The organism is Peptoanaerobacter stomatis, assembly GCF_000238095.2.
Lineage (GTDB): Bacteria > Bacillota > Clostridia > Peptostreptococcales > Filifactoraceae > Peptoanaerobacter > Peptoanaerobacter stomatis_A.
In genome coordinates this window covers 1,465,160-1,486,709 of the sequence record NZ_JH815225.1, presented here as the reverse complement: position 1 = coordinate 1,486,709, position 21,550 = coordinate 1,465,160, and the positions used below count along the sequence as shown (strand labels likewise).

Genomic DNA, 21,550 nt, shown 5'->3' with positions numbered 1-21,550 from the left:
TTATGCAAGATGACGACATGTTTATCTTGCATTTTTACGTGCAAAAAGGCTTTACATTAGATTATTTATTAAATCTATCAATGGTAGAAAAACTGTTTTTTAAAGCTAGTTTAGAACTTGAGCTTGAAAGACAAGAAAAATTAGGGGGTGTTATGATTGGCTAAGGCTATTAATGCTATTCTTAATTTAAAGGATAAATTCTCTAAACCAATCCAAAATGCCACAAAGCAGACGAAAGAAATGGAAAGGCGTACCAAACAGCTAAACAATAGTATTAAAAAAATGGGTTCGTCTTTAAAAAATGCTACTGTTAATGCTGTGAAATGGGGTGCAGTTGGTGCAGTAGCAGTAGGTACGAAGTTTTTAAAAGATAGTGTTGACGCATATAAAGAGAGCTTAGAGCAAGAAACAAAACTACAAGCGGTATTAATGAATACAAAGGGAATGACGCTTGAAAAAATAGAAGCTATAAAGGCATATACAGGAGAATTGCAAAAAGTCGGTGTAGTTGAAGATGATGTAATAACAGCAGGTACGCAACAGCTAGGGACATATCAGCTACAAGCTGAAACACTAAAGCAATTAATGCCGGGAATGGCAGACTTAATAGCACAAACTAAAGGATATAATGCTACAGCAGGAGACGCAGTAAGTGTAGGAAATATGCTAGGCAAAGTAATGGCAGGGCAAACTGGAGCATTAACAAGAGCAGGAATAATATTCAGCAAGGCAGAAGAAGAGGTATTGAAATTCGGTACTGAGCAGGAAAAAGCAACTACACTGGCAAAAGTATTACAAGCTAATGTAGGCGGTGTTAATAAGGCTCTTGCAGAAACAGACTATGGAAAGATAATACAAGCTAAAAATGCTTTTGGAGATATGCAAGAAGAAGTAGGAGCTAGAGTAATGCCTATACTTGGAAAAGTCGCAACATTTGTTGTTGAGAAATTACCAGTGATAGAAGCATTTGCGTACAAAACATTTGATGTAGTAGGGAAATTATATAATACTATAAGCCCTCAATTTGCTAATCTAAAGCAGACTTTGAGTATTGTTGCAGGTTTTATATTATCGACTATAGAAAAGTTAAAACAATGGTCACCAGTTCTTATACCCCTTATTTCTGCTATAGCGATATATAACGGTGTATTATTGACAGCTAAAGCAATAACAACGGCAGTAACATTTGCACAAACATTGTTTAATGCGGTATTAATGGCTAGTCCTTTTATTATGGTAATAGGTCTTATATCTGGCTTAGTTGCTTGGCTAATACATTTATATAATACTAATGAAAATGTTAGAAATGTAATAAATAATTTTTGGAATGCACTAAAAAAACTATTCCCGCCACTTGAAAAGTTAGAACAGATAGGACGAAAAGTAGTTGATACGTTCGGGTGGATAGCTGAAAAAGTACAAGGGGCTTTATCTTGGATAAAAGATTGGAATAATACCGATGTACAAAGTAAAGATTTTGATGTAAATGTAAATGGAAACTACAATACAAGCTCTAGTCCAAAAGTAAATAAAAATATTCCTAGACATGCATTAGGAACTAGATATTTTCAAGGCGGTATAACAAGCATTTCAGAGGGTGGAAGAAGCGAAACGGCAATACTTCCAAGTGGAACAAAAATACTATCACATAATGCAAGCGAAAGATTGGGAAATAACAATAATAGAGCCGTTGTAAATGTAACTATACAAGGCAATGTTATTGGTAATAGACAATATATGGAAGAAGTCGGACAATACGTTGGAAATAAAGTTATTTTAGCATTAGATAATATGTAAGGGGGACAATATGCAGATATATTTTTCGGCAAATAATAGAGAAGAAGTCATACAAATACCTGTAGTACCTTATCTTGATTTAATAGAATGCGAAACAAAAGACGAAGAATTCGAAACAGTAAACGGCGTTTTGTTGCTGATAGGCAAAAAAGGGCTTAGAACATTTTCTTTTTCTTCTTTTTTCCCTAATAAGTCATATTCATTTATAAGTGGGAATTACAAAAACGGAGAACATTATAAAAAATTCTTCGAAAAATGGAGAGATAAGAGTGTTCCGATTAGAGTAATTATCATTGACAAAGGTAAGGAAATGTTAAATATATCTTGTAGGTATGAGTTTAATGTCGGAATTAAAGACCGTGCAGGAGATATCCCATATTCTTTAAGTGTAAAAGAATATATTTTTGCAAAAGCTAAAGGGTTTGGTAAAAATGGATGATTATAAGATAATTCACATCAAGGACAGTAAAAAGAACGATATTACTGATTATATAGGTGCATTGACTTGGAAAGACAGCATTGACACTCTTGGAATGGAATTATCTTTTACAATGATAGATAGTCATACTGATAAGTATATGAACTGGACAAAAAAGGTCACGTTGGGAGATTTCATAGTGCTTTTGAACAAAAACAAGGAAAGATTTAGGGGTTTGATTGTGACTGAAAACTATAACATTAATACAAGGAACATAACAGCTTTTGACTTCGCTTTTTGGTTAAATAAATCTATGATTATAAAGCAATTTACAAAAATGAAGTCAGACAAGGCGATAATGGAGCTTTGTAAAGACTTTAATATCAAGGTTAGTGTAAAAGGTATGACATCTACCATTACTAAAATATATAAAAATTCGGTAATATCAGACATTATAAAAGATATAATTGAAAATGAAGAAAATACAACAGGTAAAAAATTTAGAATGGAAATGCGAAACGGAATTCTGACAATAGAGCCTTACAAGGAATTAATAGTACAGGCTTTATATAAACAAGCGGTCAATATAGGGCGTATAAATTCTTTAAATTACGCAAGTGATGTAAATATAAGTCGCAGTATTGAAAATATGCGTAATTCAATTTTAATTACTTCCGGCGATGAAAAAACTATAAATGTTATGGCTAAAAGTGAAGACAAAGCAAACATCAAAAAATACGGTCTATTAACTCACGTTGAAAGTGTAGACGATAAAAGCAAAGCTCAAGCATCAAATATAGCTAAAAATAAGCTAAAAGAACTTAATAAAATTGGCGAAGACATATCATTAACCTTGTTAGGCTCTGATGAACTTAGAGCAGGAAGAATATTAATATTCAATAATGAAATAAACGGACTAAAAGGGAAATACTTAATAAAAGATTGTGAACATAAATTCGAAAATAAAAATCACAAATGTAATATAACAATCGAGGTGGTAGCATGAGTTGGGAAAATCTAATTGCAAAAGAATTAAAATCAAGGGACAATCCCGAACTTATAGGAGCTTGTATTGGGACTGTAATAAGTCCACTACCAAATCTAAAAATATCAATATTAAACGGAGCTGTCATATTAAATAGCGAGCAACTATATATAACGGCAGGACTTAAAGAAAAGCTATTTAAAACGGAAGTCAGAGGATATAAAAGCGGAGATATTACAATCCGCCCATTAACTTACGCAGTTAATAAGGAAGTTATGGACGATGACAATTTTCCAAAATCAAGAGAAAAAATAATTGCAGAAACAGGCGAAAACAAGCTATACGAGATAACTAATTTAGAATTATTTGACAAAAATAATATAAAAATCAAATTGTGGTTTGAACTAAAAAAAGGCGATGAAGTGTTGATATTGCCTACAGTTAGCGAACAACAATTTTTTGTTATTGATAAGGTTGAAAAAGTGGGTGGTTAAGATGTTTCCATTGTTTGAAGAAAATATAGAAGAAATAGCAGTAGAAGAAAACAATAGTCCAAAATGGACTTTTTTAGTCGATTTCAAAGAAAAAAAGTTTTTGAAAAAAAATGGAAAACTAATCAAATCTAATGATGTAAGAACAGCTAGAATGTGGATTGAAAAAATCTTACTCACTTTTAAAGATAAATACAAGATATATGAAGATTATGGAATGTCATACTATGATTTAATTATAGGGCGAAGATTTCCTATAGGCTTTTTATATGCAGAATTAAAGCGAGAGATTGAAGAAACTATGCTATCAAATCCACAGATTATAAGCATTGAAAATTTCAATGCTGAATTAATTAAACATTCATTATATGTAACCTTTGATGTGTATTTGGTAGACGGGAGTAATTTTAGTTGGGAGGCGTATTTGTGATAAATGAACATTTACAAAATATGATAAATAATGTTGATAGTCAGTATGACAAGTCGGAGGGTTCGTTATTTTATGATGTGTTAGCTCCAGCAAGTATCGAAATTGACGAAACTTACAAAAAAGCTAAGTATCTTTTTGATATGTCAAATCCTCTTACAGCTAAAGGCGAATACTTAGACTTAGCGGTCAAAGGTAGAATTGGAGATAGAGTAGCAAGGAAACAAGCTACAAAGAGCATAGGAAAGGTTGAAATCAAAGGTAAAAATAATGTAGTTATTGAAAAAGGCACAAAGGTAGCTTGTGAAGATATTGTATTTGAAACATTGAACAGAGTTGTAATAATTGATAATAAAGCTATATGTGATGTGGAATGTATACAAGATGGGACTATTGGAAATCTTCCAGCTAAAACGATTAAAGACTTCCCCATCACAATACAAGGTTTGGAAGAAGTCATCAACAATGAGGCAACAAAAGGCGGATATGAAACAGAAACAGACGAGAGCTTTTTGGAAAGATATTTAATAGCGATAAGAGAGCCAGCCACGAGTGGAAACATATATCATTATAAACGCTGGGCGTTAGAAGTGCAGGGAGTTGGAGCGGTCAAGGTATTTCCACTTTGGAACGGCAATGGAACGGTAAAGGTAGTCGTTACAAATAATGAAATGGGAGTTGCAACGACTGAACTTATATCATCAGTAGCAAACCACATTGAAACAGTTAGACCGATTGGAGCAACTGTAACAGTGGAAAGTGCAAAACAAAAAGAAGTTATTGTAAAAGCAACTATAACATTATTGAACGGATATGATTTGCAAACTGTAAACGTTGAATTTCTAAGCAGATTAAAAGATTTATATAAACAAATCAGCTTTAAACAAAACTATGTAAGTTTTGGGAAAGTTGGCGAACTATTGCTAAATACCAACGGAGTTGCGGAGTACGAAAATCTATTACTAAATGAAAAAGCCTTTAATTTCAAATTAGAAGAAAATGAAATACCTTATTGCCAATCTGTTTTACTATCTCAAAGGATATAATGAGGTGGGACGATGTTTGAAGAATTTAACTTAAATCAAAATTTGGACTTGATGTCATATTTGCCTTTTTATTGGAAAGACATCAAGGAAATGATAGAACTTCAAGAAGTATTAGGTGTAGAAGTAAAAGACCTACAAGCAAAGTTAAAAGATTTATTTTCACAGTGTTTTATAGAAACGGCAACGTGGGGACTTGACTTGTGGGAAAAAGAATTGGGACTAAAAACTAATTATAAAAACTCTTATACACATAGACGTGAAATGATTAAGGCTAAGTTTAGAAGTGCAGGAACGACAACAAAAGAAATGATTGAAAATGTAGCAAGAGCTTTTTCTAATGGCGAAGTTGAGGTAATGGAGCATAACGAGGAGTATTTTTTTTCTATTAAATTTGTCGGAACTCGTGGAATTCCGAGCAATATGGACGGATTGAAAAATACGCTTAATGAGATTAAACCTGCTCATCTTGGTATTGAGTATATATTTACACAGTTAACGTGGGATGACTTCGACAAATATAATAAAACTTGGGATATGTGGGATAGTCTTAATTTAACTTGGGATGAATTTAATGTATATAATGAGTAAAGGAGTGATTAAATGCCAGCTGAGAAAAAAACGGATTTCGCAAAACTCAATGATTGGAAAGGTAATGAGTATCCTAAAAGGCAGGATTTTTGCGAAGACAATATAAAAATTGATACACTTTTAAAAAATTTATCAGATAAAATAAATTCTGTATTAACAAAAGAACAAACAGATTTATTATATGCGGCTCTATCTCACAGACACAGCACTTCAGATATTAATAATTTAATAAGTACTATAGTAAGCACAAAAGTAAATGGTGCTATAAATTCAGATAAACTGAATAATATGATTTTCAACTGGAGTGGGCAAGGTGGGCAACCATCATGGCTATGGGGTGGAAGTGATGGAACAAATATGTATGTATATAATCCATCGAATTTTAACGTAAATTATGCAAATACATCAGGAAACGCAAACAATGTTCAGGGATTTCAATTTAGAAATAACAACGGAAGATTAGAAGTATTAATAAATGGAGTGTGGTTGAGTGTGGGAGGCAGACAATATACAGTAGTAAGACAAGGGAAATTAAACAATAACAGGTTTGATTATTCAGGAGGTGCTGGAATAATCAGATATGCACAATCGAGTTATAAATACGGGAAAACAGGATATGCAAGAGTAATTGTAGACGGTGTAGATATTGAACAGTCAATTAGCAATGTGGGATTACAGGTGATACAAGATGTAGAGTTTAAAAATTCTGTAAGCATTATAACAACTACTGGAGACATTGATTATTTAATACAAACGGAAAAATAGAAAGGAGATATTTATGAAAGTATTATTGCGATTTAATAAAAAAGATAACAGTTTTGTAGATATGCAATCAGCAGTAGATGAGTATGTATTTAAGTATCAAGATGTAGAAGAACTACCTAATAAGGACGGATACTACACAAGGCTTGAATATGATGAAAAGGCGAAAAAGGCAGTAATGAAATACATTGAAATACCTAAGACAGAGGAACAAATACTTAAAGAAGAGCTAAAAGCTATGAAAGAACAATTAGAACAAACAAATAGAGCAGTAGAAGATTTAGCAATGCAAAATGCAGGTGTGTAGGTGATATTAATGATTACCTATTTTGATTTGAAAATAAAGCAATTAAGCTTTATTATATATAATATTTTTTTATATCTGAAAGGAGATATTTTTATGTATGAATTCTTAGCTTATCGTGTTATTACAGGTCATTTAACTTGTATACCTGAGAAAGCAACAAAGACAAAAAGATTAATACCTGAAAGACTGAGACCAAAAGTTCTTGAGATACTGGCTGAAAGTGGTTTTGACGGTGATGGTCAACCACTTGAAAAAGAAGTTGGTCAAGAGTAATTAAAAACAAGGCAATAAATAAGGACTGATAAGGTCTTTTTTTATTGCCTTACAAATTATAACTTAAATAGAGGTGTATTTATGACTGTGGAATTGAGTATACTAATATCTGTTGTATCGGTCAGTTTTGCTATATATGCGGGATTGTCAAACCTGAAAAGGAATCAGACGCAGGATGATAAAAATAACGCAAGTCAGATGACTACCGTTATAGTGAAATTAGAAAATATAGGCAATGGCATAGCAGAAATCAAATCTGAAATGTCTAATGCGAAAGAAGATATACGAGAAAACAGAGAGAGGATTGTAAAAGTTGAAGAAAGCGCAAAGCAATCACATAAAAGGCTTGACAGCCTTGAAAGCCAATTGCGAGGTGTATATGAAAAAGAGAATTGAATTTAGCAAGATGATATTTTTCTTTGTGACATTTTTCATAATAGCATTAACGATTTTTTGTTTTGTGATGATATTTAAAACTAACGACTTAAGCCCATTGGCATATCTCATACCCGCTTGGTTTAGTGAGCTTGGGATAACGACAGGCTTTTATTACAGCAAGGCGAAAGCGGAGAATTTAATAAAATTAAGAAAACTTTATAAACTTGATAATGAAACTATTCAAACGATAAAGGAGTAGAGAGATGAAACAAGAATATTTTGAGATATTAATATCTGCATTAAAGATTATACTAATGCTAATCACTATATTTATAGTGCCGAAGTTGAAAGCACTTATTGAACAAAATACCACAGCAAAACAAAGACAAGAGCTGATAAACTTTGCGAACATAGCTATTAAGATAGCAGAAGAGTATTACAAAGATAAAAATAAAGGCAAGGAAAAGAAAGATTTTGTCATCGAATGGCTCAACAAATCAGGAATAAAAGCAACTGATGAACAGATTAATAACATAATAGATATGATAGTAGCATGGTATAACGCTAACGGTTGGAACAAAACTATATCAAAGGAAGTGATATAGTTGAAAACAAGAGCTGATATATTAAAATATGCTGAATCTCTAATAGGATACACAAACTATAAACTGGGAGCTAAGTATTACAATTATAATAACGATGTGAATAAACCTAAATTGCTTGACTGTAGCGGTTTTGTTGTATGGGCATATAAAATGGCTGGATTTAACGTACCGGACGGAACATATCATCAATGGAATAATTCTCAAGAGGTATCTACTAAAAATTTAAAAATTGGAGATATAGGTATCAAAGATAAAGACGGACTAGGAACCTATAATCATATCGGAATATACGCAGGAAATGGCTATTGGATACATTGCAACTATAGCAGAAACGGAGTAACATTAGAGAAAACAAACATGTTTAAATTCTATAGAAGATTTAACATTATGAAAGATGTAAAAGAAGATGTTATTCCTGCAACAAATAATACGGTATCAAGCAAATCCACGGTAAAAGGAGATGATGAAGTGGTAACAAAAGGCAAATTCAACGTGAACGGGAAAGAATTAGAAATGGATAGAATACTAAAAGAGGGACACAATTATATTAAAGTAAAAGACTTAGAAAAAGCAGGTTTTAAAATAAACTATATCCAAGAAACAAAAACAGTAAAGATAGATAGTAACTAGAGGGTAAACAACCCTCTTTTTTTTATTAAAAAAAATTAAATAAAATAACAAAAACTATTGACTGTCGAACGACTATATAGTATAATAAATATATAATAAATAAGGGGGTAGAATAAATGCCGGAGATTACAAGATTTTATGGAATACTAATCAAAATATTTTTTGTAAGAGAACACAATCCACCACACTTTCACGCAGTATACGGAGAATATAACGGAACATTTGACATAGCAACACTTGAAATGCTAGAGGGCGATTTACCAATAAAAGCACAAAAATTAATACAAGAATGGGCTAGTCAATATCAAGATAGATTAATGAATATGTGGAATACAAAAACACTAGAAAAACTACCACCGCTTGTATAGGGTGGTTTTTTACAAAATAAAAAAGGAGAATATATAATGTCTGCTATCAAAGTAAAATCAGTTAAACCGCTTAAAAATCAAATACTAGAAGTAGAATTTGTCAATAAAGAAGTAAAACTATATGATGTTAAACAATTATTTGAAGAGTTTGAAGATTACAAATTACTAATGAATGATGATATATTTAACCTAGTTCATGTTGATTGTGGAGGTAGTGCCATAGTATTTAATGAAGATTTAGACATAACAGAACACGAACTATATGAAAATGGAGTATCACAAACAAAAATAGTAAATAAAACACTATATAAAAACGGTCAAGGACGCATTGGCTCAAAAATAAACATACCTCTAGGGTGGATCCAACATTTAGGAGTAACAGAAGAAGACCAAGAAATACAATTAACATTCTTAGGAGATAAAATAATAATACAAAAATAATACAAAGTAAAAAAGGAAATATAGATATGAAAGTAGTAGCTTATGCCCGTTATTCATCAGATAACCAACGTGAAGAAAGTATAGACGCTCAAATAAGAGCCATAAAAAAATATTGCAAAGAAAACAAATATATATTATTAAATATTTATATAGACGAAGCAAGAACAGGAACGAACCAAAATAGACCACAGTTTCAACAAATGCTAAAATCTGCCAAAAACAAAGAATTTGAAGCAGTAGTAGTACACAAATTCGACCGTTTCTCACGCAATAAAATGGACGCAGTAAGAATAAAATACGAGCTTAAACAACAAGGAGTAAAAGTATTAAGCATATTAGAGCCACTTAACGGAACTCCGGAAGATGTAATTATAGAAAGTTTATATGAGGGAATGGCGGAATATTACAGCCTAAACCTAGCAAGAGAAGTAAGAAAAGGAATGATAGAAAATGCAGAAAAAGGACTAACAACAGGCGGAACAGCACCGCTAGGATTGGATATTGTAGATAAAAAATATGTTATTAATGAGTATGAAGCAGGAGCAGTAAGACTAATTTTTGATATGTATGCTAGTGGCAACACATATCTAACTATAATTAATACACTTAACAAAAAAGGATATGTAACAAAAAAAGGTAAAGACTTTGGCAAAAATAGTTTATATGAAATTTTGCGAAACGAAAAATATATAGGGAATTATATATATAATACAAATCTAAACAAAAGAAAAGGCAAAACTAATCATCATGCAAAAGTAAAAGAAGAAGATATTATAAGAAAAAACGGAATAATACCTGCTATCATAGATAACGATACATGGAACATAGTCCAAAAGAAAATGGAGGAGAAAAAGAAAATGGGAAGACGTAGCACTGGAAAATCAATAGAGCCTTATATATTATCAGGAATATTAATATGTGGTGCTTGTGGTTCAGTAATGCACGGAAACAGAAGAAACAACGGAAAAGGCAAAGAAAATATATATTCAAGCTATGTATGTTCAAACAGAAATTGCAAAGCAAAAAGCATAAAAAAAGAAACCATAGAAAAAGCCGTTATATCACAGTTAAAAGGCTATTTTACAGAAGACACAAAAAAAGAGCTACATAAAATGCTAGAAGAAAAACTAATAGAAAGCCAAAAAAACTATGTAGACAAAACAAACATATACAAAAAAGAGCTTAGAGAAACAGAACAAAAAATAGATAATATAGTGGAAGCAATCGCCAACGGACTATACAATCCAAAAATGAAGAAAAAAATGGAGCAATTAGAAAATAAAAAAAGCGAGTTAAACTCACTTATAGAAAACAATTATATATATACAGCTCCAACATACGAACAATTCAAAGAATATTTAGAAATGGTATTAAATTTTGCGAATAAGGACGATTTAAACGCATATAAAAATATAATAGATTACTTTGTGGAGAATGTAATACTTACCGAAGATGACATAATAGTAAACGTAAAAATACAAAATATAGGTGTGGGAACAAATGGTGCACCCAAGAGGACTCGAACCTCCGACTCACAGTTTAGGAAACTGCAGCTCTATCCAACTGAGCTATGGATGCACATAATAGATATAAATATTATAAAAATATACCCTTTACAATACCATAAAATCAAAATAATTACAATAAATTTCAAAAAATATTAATAAAAATTTATACTAATACTATTATCTAATTAAATAGGTATATAATAAAAATGATGAATTGAATGTATTTGATTAGATAAGTACTTTTTAATCAAATACATTCAGATACATTTTATATATTTTAGTGTTAGACTATTATTGAAATATATTTTAGTATAATTTTATTACTAAATTTGTCCTTGTTTTAGAAATTTGACAATAATTAAAAAAATAATATTAATTTATTTCTACTAATCCATACGGTAACAATGTTTCATCATCAATATAAAATCCGTTTTGAATATTAGTATTTTCATCAAGTTTAGATAGACTACCCAAAATTCCCTTATATCCGCCTAAAAAAATCATTTTCTTGTCACTATTAAGCAGTTCGTTAATATTATTTTTAATTGTCTGTAGTTTTTCTATATAATTTTCATCACTAACTTCCGACTTTTCTAACTTTCCGTCCTCTATCCATGACTCAATTTCTTGCACTCTATTTTCAATTTCTTTAACATAATTATTCAACTTTTCTTTAGTAATGTCAAAGCTTTTATAAATTTTATCTTTTAATACAACTTCAGTTATTTCCGATTTGAATAAGATTTCACATTCAAATTCATTCCCAACATCCATCATCTCTATTGCTACACTCGGGAAAAATACATCATATTTTAGAGTTTTATATTTATTTGCTTGATTCACATTTTTAGTTTTATTTCCTTGATTTTCTTCTTTGTCATCTTGTTTATTTTTTTGGTATAAATATTGAAATTTATATAAATTCCTTAGCTCTATATGAGAATTTTTAATTTTGACGTCTTGAAATAAGATTTTTCTTCTTAGACTATCCTCTTCATCACTTTTTTTATTTCCTAATAATGCTACCTTTAACGAAGATGCCGGAATATAGTATTCTTTTGCATACAATAAACAATCTTCAATTAATAAATCTCTATCTTCATAACTATAAAAAGGATAGACAATATTGATACTGTCAATATTTTTTACTTTTAAATTTCTTATGCCCTTATTAACTTCTTTGAAGTCAATACCTTTATACAAAGCTTTCTTCATTCTTGGAGATAAAATTATTGGTGAAATAGTTTTAAATTTAAGCTTCATCATCTACCTCCAATTTCAAAAGATAAGAATTTCCGAAAATAATGGCATTTTTCTTATACATGGGATTGTATTTACTGTTATCTATACTTTTTCCAACTGTATATGGAACTATTCCACAATCATTTACTTTAATAACACTGCCGGCAGTTACAAAGCTGATTACCTTAGATACTTCATTTTCTATTTCAAAAGGTTTCCTGTCAGATGTATATATATCAACAACTGAATTTTCAATATCAACATTTTCAAAATTTGGCAATAGTACTCCCAAGTTTAAATATCTTGTACAGGTATTTGACCTTTCTTCTTCACCGTCATATGAGTTTTCAACTGCGTAGATATTATACTCGTTATACCCTGAGCTCCCTTTTCCGCCTAAAAAACATGGAATTATTTTATTTTCTTTAAGAATTTTTTTTATGCCTTCCAAAGCTTTTGAAATACAACTATCTTGTGACACTTTTACAAAAAAACTGAACTCCTTTTGAATATCATCTGCTTGATTTACAAAAGAAAGAATCGGTAGTGAATATGCTACATTTGGCATTCCTGGAAGTTGTTTAATCTGATTTTCCAAGCGAAACTTTTGTATGAAATTTTGATTTTTATTTACACTCCCTATTATAGGCTTTGTGTCAAAAATGTTTGACTTTTTACAATTCATAAGGTTTTTTTGAAAGTTTTAAATCTTGCCCTATCTTTGTTAAATAAACATTTTTTTAAGAAAATTTCTATAAAGCATAGTTGATATCACCATGCAAGTTTATTTTTTACATTTCACTGACTTCCAAAAACAATAAAATATTAGAAATGTGATCAGGAAAATCATTAATAACTCACACTTTATCAATTTAAATTGTTCACAGAATTTTATGTTAAAATCCCTCCCAAGTATAAAGTTCATTAGGTCTAAAAGTATGGATAAAATAGCAATACATCCGATAAATAGTCCAAATAGATTAAACTTATTCCCATAATCCACATTATTTTTTTCATATAAGATCTCTAAATTTTTTTCTAAGGCTTCCATTTCTTTCTTGATATACAATTGTTTTCGGATAAGCTCATATAACTCAATTCCTTGCTCTTGTGAACTTACTTCAAAAAAATGAAGCTGATTACGATAATCAATATATTTAGATTGAAGTTTCTGAATCTTTTTATTATCCATATTACTCTGTATTTGTTTTTGAAATCGCAAAATAGATGCTCTTTGAACCAAAACTAAAATAGTAATTTCTACATATTGTGTTAAAAAGGGCCAAGTAATAATAGTGTCCAAGAATTCACCTTCTCCTGTAATTGCAACAAAAGAAGTATGAGAAGCTCCATAAATTGTACCAATTTCTGTCCAACGATGATACAATGAATTGTTTAAAATATTTTTTCTAAAACTGAATGTAGCTGCTGTGCAGCTATCATCTTTATCAATATAAATATATTCATATAAGCATTTAGATAACTTTTCGAATTGTGCATCATCATCTTTTTGTGCGGTATAATCTCGTGAATACTCTCTGGCAAGTCCATCATCTTGAATTAAACAACAAGTGAACATTCGATCATCTAAAGATGGCTTAAAATCATGATGCGATCGATGTTCCTTTTTAAGGATTATATTTTTCAAAAAATCCACCATGTAAGTTTTTTCTTTTGGTGATTTTTCGTTCAGAAAGCATTCATTTTTTTCGCCAAAATTATATTCTTTTTCATCCGAATGTAAAAAATCCCATATTAATATTTGAGCAGATGCAATGTTTTTGCTTTCCAGTGCAATATATGGCAAACTAATATGCCTTCCAAGTTCATTAATATCTTTAACACTTTTGAAGCTTCTATATAAATCATTACATAATTCTAAAATTAAAATTCCGATTCCTGTATTAAAAAGTTTAAGACGAACATTTGACACCTTTAAAACATATTCATTATTATCATCGGTGTTTTTATTTTCGTTGGTACTTTCATCATTAGTGTTTATGTTTTCTTTTATATTCTCACAAAACTTTTTAAGTATTACACGCTTGGTGTTTTTTTCATCAAATTGAAAAACATATTCTGATACTATTCCACTTCTTCCATCATCGTGAATCGCCTTTTTGACATTGCTATGAAAATACTGTTCTTGACTATACTCTACTAACCGTGCTACATACTCAGTTAGATTATTATTATTTTTCTTGTGGTCATCTTTTTTTATTCCGTTTATTGGGATGACAGAATCGAATGCCGAAAGATGATCTCCTGACAACCGTTTCCAATACTCCTGATTCAAAACACTTTCTATCTCTTCTTTACTGCATAGAGTTTCGTGGTCGCTTTTTAGAATTTCAAAAGGAAGCAAAAAAGTATGATAGCTATAGACTCTTTCATTTTTATCTTTGATTTCCATTATTCTTCTCCTTTTTATTAAACTTCTTTCAAACTTCCATATCCAGTATTCGTTTTTGCACCAATACCCAAATCCAAAATTAAACCCTTATAAAGTTTAAATCTTTGTTCCCGATTCATTTTTGCAATTATCTTTTCTCTTAATAAAAAGTGAAATTCAAGTTTTACTTCCGGTTTAATTGCCAATATTCGAATTGGTATTGGATTTTTGAACATAGATGAATGCGGCGTGATATAATCCGATTTTAAAATTTTATCGTTCGATCCATCAATAATAATGGCATCCAAAAACACATCTCTCTCCAACACATTAGTGTTATTCTGCATTTTATCGTCATTTACTTCATTATTCTCGTCTCCAAACATTTCATATATTATTTCTTTAAACAGTCTTTCATCAGCCAAAATACCTATGTTATCCTCAAGCCACTGACAAACATCTGTTTTATACTTCTCAATGGAAGCTCTCAACATCCCCTTAATTGAAGATCCCGGAATATAAGGTAAGCCTGTTACATAGTCAAAACTAAAACCAGTTTTAAACGCACTGTCTTGCCCTTCCTCATCCGATCCCTGTTTCAAACTCGACATTACAGGATTTGACATGCCGACCAACAACCCTGGATAACTCACACAAGCTTGAAAACAGCCTATATCAAGCTTGGAAGTCTCGCCTTTTACCAATTTTTGCAATTCCTTTTGTCGATTTTTAATCATTTCCTTTGTTTTATCATCCAATGTAAAATCAACGATTCTTTTTACATCCTCTTCGACCTTCTCTGTTTGCATATAATAATCTTGTGTTTGAAACGCATACCCCAAATTTGTAATCTTATTTTCTCCTGAATTTTTTATTTTTTCCTCTAGTTTTTGCAACTCATTTCTCCAATCACCATTCATCTTCCATTCTCACCTTCATTTTCTTTTGCTTTTGGAAAAAAGTTAATTGCTAATTTCACTGCTATTGCTGCATTTAAAATATCTTGCTGAAGCTGACCATAATCCAGTAAGGAACTTGCATCTCCTTTTTGACTATGAGTTTGTTCGTATTTTTTCTTAATATAGGATAGTAAAACTGCCTTAGAATTGTTAGCGTCATTTACACTTGCACTTTCTCCCGTAATTATTTCGTAAATTACATTCATTAGCTCCTGACGCTCAACAGATGATTGTTTCTTTTCACTAAAAAATGCGACGGCAGATAGTAAACTTCCTGTGGACACTACAACTGAAAAGGTAGCAATTTGACCTGCAAATCCACTTTTAATTTCTCCATTTATCACTATTTTTTTATTTTTGGAAAGACTGTCAATCGCCTTAGGAATGTATTCATCAATTTTTCTCTTATTCTCCATCATTCTCCTCCCACTCTTTATTCATCGGAGTAATAGTGCAATAACCATAGCCAACAGAATTATTTCCGCCAAAAGCAATCGGTTGTTTACTAATTTTTTTAATAAAATCTGAAAAAACTTTAGCCTCTTCTTTTTCCCATAATACAGGAAAATAAAAATAACTTTGATGAGGAACAAATTCTTCATACCATAAGTTTGTGCTTTTTCCATCTTTCAAATAATTTCTGGCAATAATCGGCAAATCGATCATCCGAAAAAAATCCGTTCTCATAATAACAACGGGAACACCATCGCTAATTTCCAGCAAAATTTTATATAGGATATTCTCTTCGTTTTGTATTTCTTTTACATCATATCCTTCAACTTCCATGATGGCATGGTCATCTTTGTTTACAATTCCCGCTACGACTTGCCCTATCTTTTCGTTTAGCTCCTTTTTTATGTCATTAAGAGCTTTTTCGAAATCTTCAGCACTTTTTGCAGATTGGAGATTTAATTTAATTTGAAAGGAGTCAATAGTATTAATCATTACTTGAAGTAACTCAGGTGTCGTCACCAAACAATAGGCACGATCTCCTTTTGATACCCTCATCGGTCTAAACAGCAGTTGTCCGCTTAGAAATTTACAGTTTCCTTTTCTATTTTGATTTTCTTCTTCAGCATCGGATCCAAAAATAGTAACAGAAGTTCCTGTAGTCCCATTTGCTCTCCAAAAGTCTCGAAAAGCCCCTTTGATACCTGAAGAGGGCATAATCGGCGTTGCTAAAACAGCATCCTTCTCCACCTCGCTTTTTATGTCTCCATAAACATTTCCACTTGTGCCAATATGCAGATTAGTAATGCACTTTGCTTTTAATAATGCGACTTTCATATTTCTCCTCCTAAGTAATAATGATTGTATCCTATTTGCTGTAATCCATCTTTCTGGAATTCTTTTATAATTTCATTCATATGACTCGTAATTAAGACACTTCCTGAATCCATCATACAATATAAAGCTTTTGTCTTTCTCCACGCATCATCGATATTGCCACCATTCATCGGACGATTGGACACTGTATCCAATGAAGCAAATTCACTTTTCATCAAAATGTCTTGTGGATTGCTTACATAGCACGGAGATATACAATACAAAATATTTTCTTTCTTTACATGGTTCTCAAAAATTTTGCCCACATTTAATACCAATCCATTTTTTAATCTTTTTTTCTCTATTTCTTCTATTTTTGATGTTCTTACAGAAAACAGAGAACCTCCCAATCCAATTCCGACAACTCGGTTCATTCTTTTTGTTACTTCCTCTTCCTCATCATTTTCTATCTCTACATAAACTCCAAACGAGTATTCCACTTCACCTGATTCTTGTTTCAATCGGACATATTCTTTTTTGAATAAAGAACTCATGGGATCTTGAGTATTGGTCAAATCTACCATATCCTTCGGTTTATTCATTTTTCTATTGATTTTTAATCCTGTTTTTAAAACATATTCAAATGGAGGTTCTATAACCGACAACTCATTTTGTAACAGCTCTCCGGCATCGGAAATTCCTGCATCAATACTGATAAATCCAATTTCCAACCCCTCTTTCACATTATACTTTTGAGGCATCATTTTTTTTCCATTTGAAGTCACTACCGATTCTTCCCCTTCATCAAAAATGGAAGTGTAGCTCTTATCTATCTCCGGCTGCTTTTTTGCGTCTTTAGGAAGTGTTACATAAACTCGATTCACTTTATCCTCTACATCATATCTATGAAGAAAAACTCCGCTCATACCCTTTATGATTCCAAAATTCTGAACTTCACTGTTAGAATCGATGGCTGATTCGATAGAAAATCCTTTTTTCCCGACAGTCTTATTATTCAGTTTCTTTTCTTCCTGCAAATATGATCCTTTGTCTTTTAGACATAATAAATTTAAATATCGAATAATTCCGAATACAGTCGTTTGGCTCGGAAAAAATCTGGAAGTAATAAAATATTCCGCATTGCTTACTCCTTCACGAAAAGAACCGTCTTCTCCAAAAAAGTATTCTTCCAGTGGATGAAATAAAACTTTATATATCGCCATTTATTTTATCTCCTTTTCATTATAAAACTTCAATAACCCTATAACTGTCTCTATTTCCTGTAAACTATCCAAAGCTGCTTGCCGTTTTGTTTTTTCTGTTTTATCTTGAATCAGAGATAATTTCATGTAAAAAATTTCTTCCAACAAATCAACTATCCTTTCAATATAATTTGCTTCTTCGCTTTTCTCCTCCTTTGTCTTAGTTTCATCAAAAATTCCGGGGTATTCTTCAAAAAGGTTTTTAAAAACTTCATTTAAATAGTTCCTCTTTGCTGCACCATCTTTTACCATGGCAATCAAAAAGACATTTCGATAATCTTGTAACTTCGTACCAAGCGACCTTAAAAAATCTTTCGAATTATTTAATTGCCCGTTTTGTTTTCCATATTCTTCCAACAAGTCTAAAAACATAGTATAAATTTTATTATTTTCACAGTTATTGAAAAAATTTATAAATTGAATTCCATGTTGTTTTCCTGAATGCTTTTCAAAATGAACGCTAATTGTATTTTTGGTTTTGATTTTTTTAGATTTATCCAATTGATCTAAAACGCTGATTAAAGCTTCCTTCAAAGGGTATTTATAATAGCAAATCATAACGCCTGCTGAAAATCCCATCTTTTTTTCCTGTCCTTCTTCCTTGAAAGAAAACCCAAAGAAACAATTTATAAATTCATCATTTAAAGTAGATAGTAAATGAAAAATCGTTTCTTCATGATTTTTTACAGGAGCGATGAATAGTAAGTCATCGCCTCCTGCATAAATCATCTTTCCACCATATTTTTCCACTTTTTCAAAAGCTCTTCTTGCATAATCAAAGCATTTTTCTGAAAAACCTTTGATTTCTTCTATCACTTGATTTCCTTGAGTATCTTCCATACTTTTTAGAACTTTCCCCAAATTATCTCCATCAGCGTTTACCAATGCAAAATAATTTTTGGTTTGAGTATTTACACCAATTTTATTTCCGCTAACGCCTGCTATATCATCAATTGTAATGATATGTTCCTCTTCAAGAAAATGCCATTTCATCAACTGTTGTGTTTTTTCTATTTTTTGAGTGAATCTTTTTATATTTTGATTTCTATTTTCCGGTTTCTTCTGCTCCAAACTATCTCTATTTTCTAAAAAATCTAACAAATAATTTTTATCTTCCTTCGGAATATAGCTTTGTCCCAATTCCAAAATATCCAAATTTGGACTCAAAGCTAATATCGGATTCTTTCCCTTTTCTACTTCTTTTTCAATTACATGAACTTGCAAATAATCTTCTATGAATTTCTTCGCTCTCTCAATATCCTCATTTTCTGTTAAACAAATGGTCAGAATTTCCTTGGATAGATCTTCCTTACATTTTTTTATGCATTGGTCGATTTTGGTTAAAGGAATAGAAGGATCTGTCTGAAAAATAATTCTGTCATGAAACAGTCCTGCCCATGGACAATCCTTGATGATAGTCTCAACCTCATTATTTCTTACAGGAACCAAAAAAGACTCCTTTGAAATCCCCAAAATTTGTTCTAATTGGTCGATTAAATTTTTTGTAAAATACGAAAAAATATAACTTGCCCCCCACAAACCTGCAGGGGTCGTTGTTAACATCAATGTTTTTACAATCGGTCCGATTGTTATTCCGATATATTTCTTGTTCATAGCCCACCTACCCTATTTTTATATCAGAAATTACACTATATTGCCATTTCCTAGTTTTTTTTGTTATCTCACTTTCAAACTCTTTTATTCCGTTTTCTATTACACCATTTATTTTGAATAATTGATAAATACTGTATTGATCTTCATTTGGTATTTGTAAATTGATTTTTGAAGATAATTCCCTCTTGAATCCATTTAAAGAAAAAACGACTGAATGTATTTTATCGCCCTTTTTTCGAAATTCTTCAATTTTACTATAGTCTACAAGAATAATGATTTCTTCATATGAAACTGGAAGATATTTAATAGGTGATGGAAATCTCTCCACTTCCTTTATTTTGATATTAAATCTTGCTGTAAATTTTGGCTGGTCTCCTTTTTTTACATTTCTGAACTCGTAAAATGGAGCCAATCCTAAAAGCCCTCTTACATAGTACAATTCTTGATTATTCAATTCATCTTTTTTATCTTTTTTAATAACATCATCTTTTTTAGAAGACTCTTTTATATTATAGCCCTCTTGTTTTAAAAATAATTTTAGTGATTTTTTTTCAAAAAGCACTCTTTCCTGTTTTTTATATTTTTTTAGCATAAATGATGGAATATATACATCGTTCTTAGAATTATAGTTACGCTCTTTGTCAAAATTCAAACCGGACTTTAATATTTGATGGAAAAATTTAATATCCTCCAATAAGTTTTGAACTTTCTTAGGCATTGAACCGGCTTTATTTTCAATTTGTAATTTATAAACTCCCACACCTTTTTCTTTATCTTTTGCTTTTAATTGTTCTATATATTTGTTTTCCAAACTTTGATACTTTTGTATATCTTCTAATATTCTTTCCTTTGTATTTCCTTTCAGTTTGAAATATCCATATCCTTTATTATTTCTCAAGCCAAAGCCGTTGACAGCTAAAAAAACGGGAAACAACCCTTGTATTTGATTTCTTAAATCTTGATGTGGCGAGAGAAATAAAACCTTAATTTCATTGTAAAAAGAAAATTTATTATCTTCTAATTTCCCGTAAAATGAGCCATAAAATGAATTTTTACCATTTTTTTTCTCTTTATAAAAGGTCATATTAGAGTTTTTACAACCGTTGTTAAAGATTTTGACCTTGTAATCAAACGAAACTCTCTTTTTTTCATCTAAAGAATTGTTTTCGAATTCTTCCTCATTTTGTTTTAAAATACAGCTTTCTATTTCCGTTTTTTCTCTTTTTGTCTTCAAGTCATACCAATATCTTTTTAAAAAAACATCAAACCGAGGTTTCAAATCACTTGCTCGTATTCCTGCTGATTTCTCTTCTCCTTGAAAATGAATCATAGGTGTTACCTGCTCCAAACAAAACTCCATTATTGATTTCTTTAAAATATTCATCTTTTCTCATGTGTTAAATATATTTATAACACAATTCCTCCTTTCTTTTAGAGCATAGATAATTTATTTGACGAATATACCCTGACTTCCTTAATAACTTATCACTCTCATTCTGAGTTCCATATTTATATTTCCGTTTGGTTCTATTATAAGAACGATTTTATCGCTCTTATACACAATTTACATTTCAATATAGTTATTTTATAGTATAACACAAAAAGAGCAAGAGTTACAAACTAAATAACATTTACATTCCAATATGGTTATTTTATAGTGACCAATAGGGATTGTAATAGCTCTAATAACAGCATTATTTACATTCCAATATGGTTATTTTATAGTTGATGGTATTTTCTTTTTTTATGTTTATTGCAAGTCGATTTACATTCCAATATGGTTATTTTATA

General features: G+C 30.8%; 26 protein-coding genes, 1 tRNA gene and 1 pseudogene. 18 read left to right on the top strand and 10 right to left on the bottom strand.

The features are described 5' to 3' along the window. Positions 1 to 2 precede the first annotated feature (2 nt). The 18 genes and pseudogenes from HMPREF9630_RS10435 to HMPREF9630_RS10725 form a co-directional block, all read left to right on the top strand. Entirely contained in the window at positions 3 to 164 is a 162-nt protein-coding gene (locus HMPREF9630_RS10435) for a hypothetical protein (RefSeq protein ID WP_176662118.1), read from the top strand. Beyond that, positions 157 to 1,797, top strand: coding sequence for a phage tail tape measure protein (locus tag HMPREF9630_RS10085; protein WP_009527697.1), 1,641 nt, complete (start codon positions 157 to 159; stop codon positions 1,795 to 1,797). The genes HMPREF9630_RS10435 and HMPREF9630_RS10085 overlap by 8 nt, the downstream gene beginning before the upstream one ends. A gap of 10 nt (positions 1,798 to 1,807) precedes the next feature. Then, complete coding sequence (locus HMPREF9630_RS06405) at positions 1,808 to 2,236, top strand: hypothetical protein (protein WP_009527696.1); 429 nt, start codon at positions 1,808 to 1,810, stop codon at positions 2,234 to 2,236. After that, positions 2,202 to 3,221, top strand: a complete 1,020-nt coding sequence (locus tag HMPREF9630_RS06400) for an XkdQ/YqbQ family protein (RefSeq protein ID WP_176662122.1) — start codon at positions 2,202 to 2,204, stop codon at positions 3,219 to 3,221. Before HMPREF9630_RS06405 ends, HMPREF9630_RS06400 begins: the two co-directional genes overlap by 35 nt. Further along, on the top strand, positions 3,218 to 3,694 hold the full coding sequence (locus tag HMPREF9630_RS06395) for a DUF2577 family protein (RefSeq protein WP_009527694.1): 477 nt from the start codon (positions 3,218 to 3,220) through the stop codon (positions 3,692 to 3,694). Before HMPREF9630_RS06400 ends, HMPREF9630_RS06395 begins: the two co-directional genes overlap by 4 nt. A gap of 1 nt (position 3,695) precedes the next feature. Next, a complete protein-coding gene (locus HMPREF9630_RS06390; RefSeq protein WP_009527693.1) occupies positions 3,696 to 4,121 on the top strand; it encodes a DUF2634 domain-containing protein in 426 nt (141 codons plus the stop codon). After that, positions 4,118 to 5,164: a baseplate J/gp47 family protein gene (locus tag HMPREF9630_RS06385; protein WP_009527692.1), complete on the top strand. Its 1,047-nt coding sequence runs from the start codon at positions 4,118 to 4,120 to the stop codon at positions 5,162 to 5,164. The genes HMPREF9630_RS06390 and HMPREF9630_RS06385 overlap by 4 nt, the downstream gene beginning before the upstream one ends. Before the next feature lie 12 nt (positions 5,165 to 5,176). After that, on the top strand, positions 5,177 to 5,752 hold the full coding sequence (locus HMPREF9630_RS06380; RefSeq protein ID WP_009527691.1) for a putative phage tail protein: 576 nt from the start codon (positions 5,177 to 5,179) through the stop codon (positions 5,750 to 5,752). A gap of 12 nt (positions 5,753 to 5,764) precedes the next feature. Beyond that, positions 5,765 to 6,517 (top strand): hypothetical protein, encoded by a 753-nt coding sequence (locus HMPREF9630_RS06375; protein WP_009527690.1) that lies wholly within the window; start codon positions 5,765 to 5,767, stop codon positions 6,515 to 6,517. Between the two features lie 13 nt (positions 6,518 to 6,530). Continuing rightward, positions 6,531 to 6,821, top strand: coding sequence for a hypothetical protein (locus HMPREF9630_RS06370; RefSeq protein ID WP_009527689.1), 291 nt, complete (start codon positions 6,531 to 6,533; stop codon positions 6,819 to 6,821). Between the two features lie 9 nt (positions 6,822 to 6,830). Then, entirely contained in the window at positions 6,831 to 7,094 is a 264-nt protein-coding gene (locus tag HMPREF9630_RS06365; RefSeq protein ID WP_242824686.1) for a hypothetical protein, read from the top strand. An 81-nt stretch (positions 7,095 to 7,175) separates the two neighbouring features. Beyond that, positions 7,176 to 7,490, top strand: coding sequence for a hypothetical protein (locus HMPREF9630_RS06360; RefSeq protein WP_009527687.1), 315 nt, complete (start codon positions 7,176 to 7,178; stop codon positions 7,488 to 7,490). Next, a complete protein-coding gene (locus HMPREF9630_RS06355; protein ID WP_009527686.1) occupies positions 7,474 to 7,731 on the top strand; it encodes a hypothetical protein in 258 nt (85 codons plus the stop codon). The genes HMPREF9630_RS06360 and HMPREF9630_RS06355 overlap by 17 nt, the downstream gene beginning before the upstream one ends. 4 nt (positions 7,732 to 7,735) lie before the next feature. Next, the gene (locus tag HMPREF9630_RS06350; protein WP_009527685.1) at positions 7,736 to 8,077 is read left to right on the top strand and encodes a phage holin, LLH family; all 342 of its coding nucleotides are present in this window, start codon (positions 7,736 to 7,738) and stop codon (positions 8,075 to 8,077) included. Next, positions 8,078 to 8,707, top strand: coding sequence for a C40 family peptidase (locus HMPREF9630_RS06345; protein WP_009527684.1), 630 nt, complete (start codon positions 8,078 to 8,080; stop codon positions 8,705 to 8,707). It abuts the gene before it with no gap. Positions 8,708 to 8,823: 116 nt separating this feature from the next. Next, complete coding sequence (locus tag HMPREF9630_RS06340; RefSeq protein WP_009527683.1) at positions 8,824 to 9,075, top strand: DUF4160 domain-containing protein; 252 nt, start codon at positions 8,824 to 8,826, stop codon at positions 9,073 to 9,075. A 36-nt stretch (positions 9,076 to 9,111) separates the two neighbouring features. Next, positions 9,112 to 9,516, top strand: coding sequence for a DUF2442 domain-containing protein (locus HMPREF9630_RS10080; protein ID WP_009527682.1), 405 nt, complete (start codon positions 9,112 to 9,114; stop codon positions 9,514 to 9,516). A 26-nt stretch (positions 9,517 to 9,542) separates the two neighbouring features. After that, positions 9,543 to 10,577, top strand: a pseudogene (locus HMPREF9630_RS10725) (recombinase family protein); the annotation flags it as partial. A 440-nt stretch (positions 10,578 to 11,017) separates the two neighbouring features. Here the strand turns inward: HMPREF9630_RS10725 and HMPREF9630_RS06330 are convergent. The 10 genes from HMPREF9630_RS06330 to HMPREF9630_RS06285 all read right to left on the bottom strand — a co-directional run bounded on the left by HMPREF9630_RS06330 (position 11,018) and on the right by HMPREF9630_RS06285 (position 21,143). After that, positions 11,018 to 11,094: transfer RNA gene (locus tag HMPREF9630_RS06330), tRNA-Arg, on the bottom strand. 302 nt (positions 11,095 to 11,396) lie between these two features. Next, on the bottom strand, positions 11,397 to 12,287 hold the full coding sequence (locus HMPREF9630_RS06325; protein WP_009527681.1) for a hypothetical protein: 891 nt from the start codon (positions 12,285 to 12,287) through the stop codon (positions 11,397 to 11,399). Beyond that, a complete protein-coding gene (locus HMPREF9630_RS06320; protein ID WP_009527680.1) occupies positions 12,277 to 12,951 on the bottom strand; it encodes a hypothetical protein in 675 nt (224 codons plus the stop codon). The genes HMPREF9630_RS06325 and HMPREF9630_RS06320 overlap by 11 nt, the downstream gene beginning before the upstream one ends. A gap of 99 nt (positions 12,952 to 13,050) precedes the next feature. Next, positions 13,051 to 14,679 carry a hypothetical protein gene (locus HMPREF9630_RS06315; RefSeq protein ID WP_009527679.1) on the bottom strand — a complete coding sequence of 543 codons (1,629 nt, stop codon included), beginning with the start codon at positions 14,677 to 14,679 and terminating at the stop codon, positions 13,051 to 13,053. A 17-nt stretch (positions 14,680 to 14,696) separates the two neighbouring features. Then, a complete protein-coding gene (gene cmr6, locus HMPREF9630_RS06310; protein ID WP_009527678.1) occupies positions 14,697 to 15,578 on the bottom strand; it encodes a type III-B CRISPR module RAMP protein Cmr6 in 882 nt (293 codons plus the stop codon). Continuing rightward, positions 15,575 to 16,033 (bottom strand): hypothetical protein, encoded by a 459-nt coding sequence (locus HMPREF9630_RS06305; protein ID WP_009527677.1) that lies wholly within the window; start codon positions 16,031 to 16,033, stop codon positions 15,575 to 15,577. The genes cmr6 and HMPREF9630_RS06305 overlap by 4 nt, the downstream gene beginning before the upstream one ends. After that, positions 16,023 to 16,904, bottom strand: a complete 882-nt coding sequence (cmr4, locus tag HMPREF9630_RS06300) for a type III-B CRISPR module RAMP protein Cmr4 (protein WP_009527676.1) — start codon at positions 16,902 to 16,904, stop codon at positions 16,023 to 16,025. Before cmr4 ends, HMPREF9630_RS06305 begins: the two co-directional genes overlap by 11 nt. Continuing rightward, on the bottom strand, positions 16,901 to 18,106 hold the full coding sequence (locus HMPREF9630_RS06295; protein WP_009527675.1) for a type III-B CRISPR module-associated Cmr3 family protein: 1,206 nt from the start codon (positions 18,104 to 18,106) through the stop codon (positions 16,901 to 16,903). Before HMPREF9630_RS06295 ends, cmr4 begins: the two co-directional genes overlap by 4 nt. After that, on the bottom strand, positions 18,107 to 19,759 hold the full coding sequence (gene cas10 / locus HMPREF9630_RS06290) for a type III-B CRISPR-associated protein Cas10/Cmr2 (RefSeq protein ID WP_009527674.1): 1,653 nt from the start codon (positions 19,757 to 19,759) through the stop codon (positions 18,107 to 18,109). A gap of 7 nt (positions 19,760 to 19,766) precedes the next feature. Continuing rightward, positions 19,767 to 21,143, bottom strand: coding sequence for a hypothetical protein (locus HMPREF9630_RS06285; RefSeq protein ID WP_009527673.1), 1,377 nt, complete (start codon positions 21,141 to 21,143; stop codon positions 19,767 to 19,769). Positions 21,144 to 21,550 lie beyond the last annotated feature (407 nt).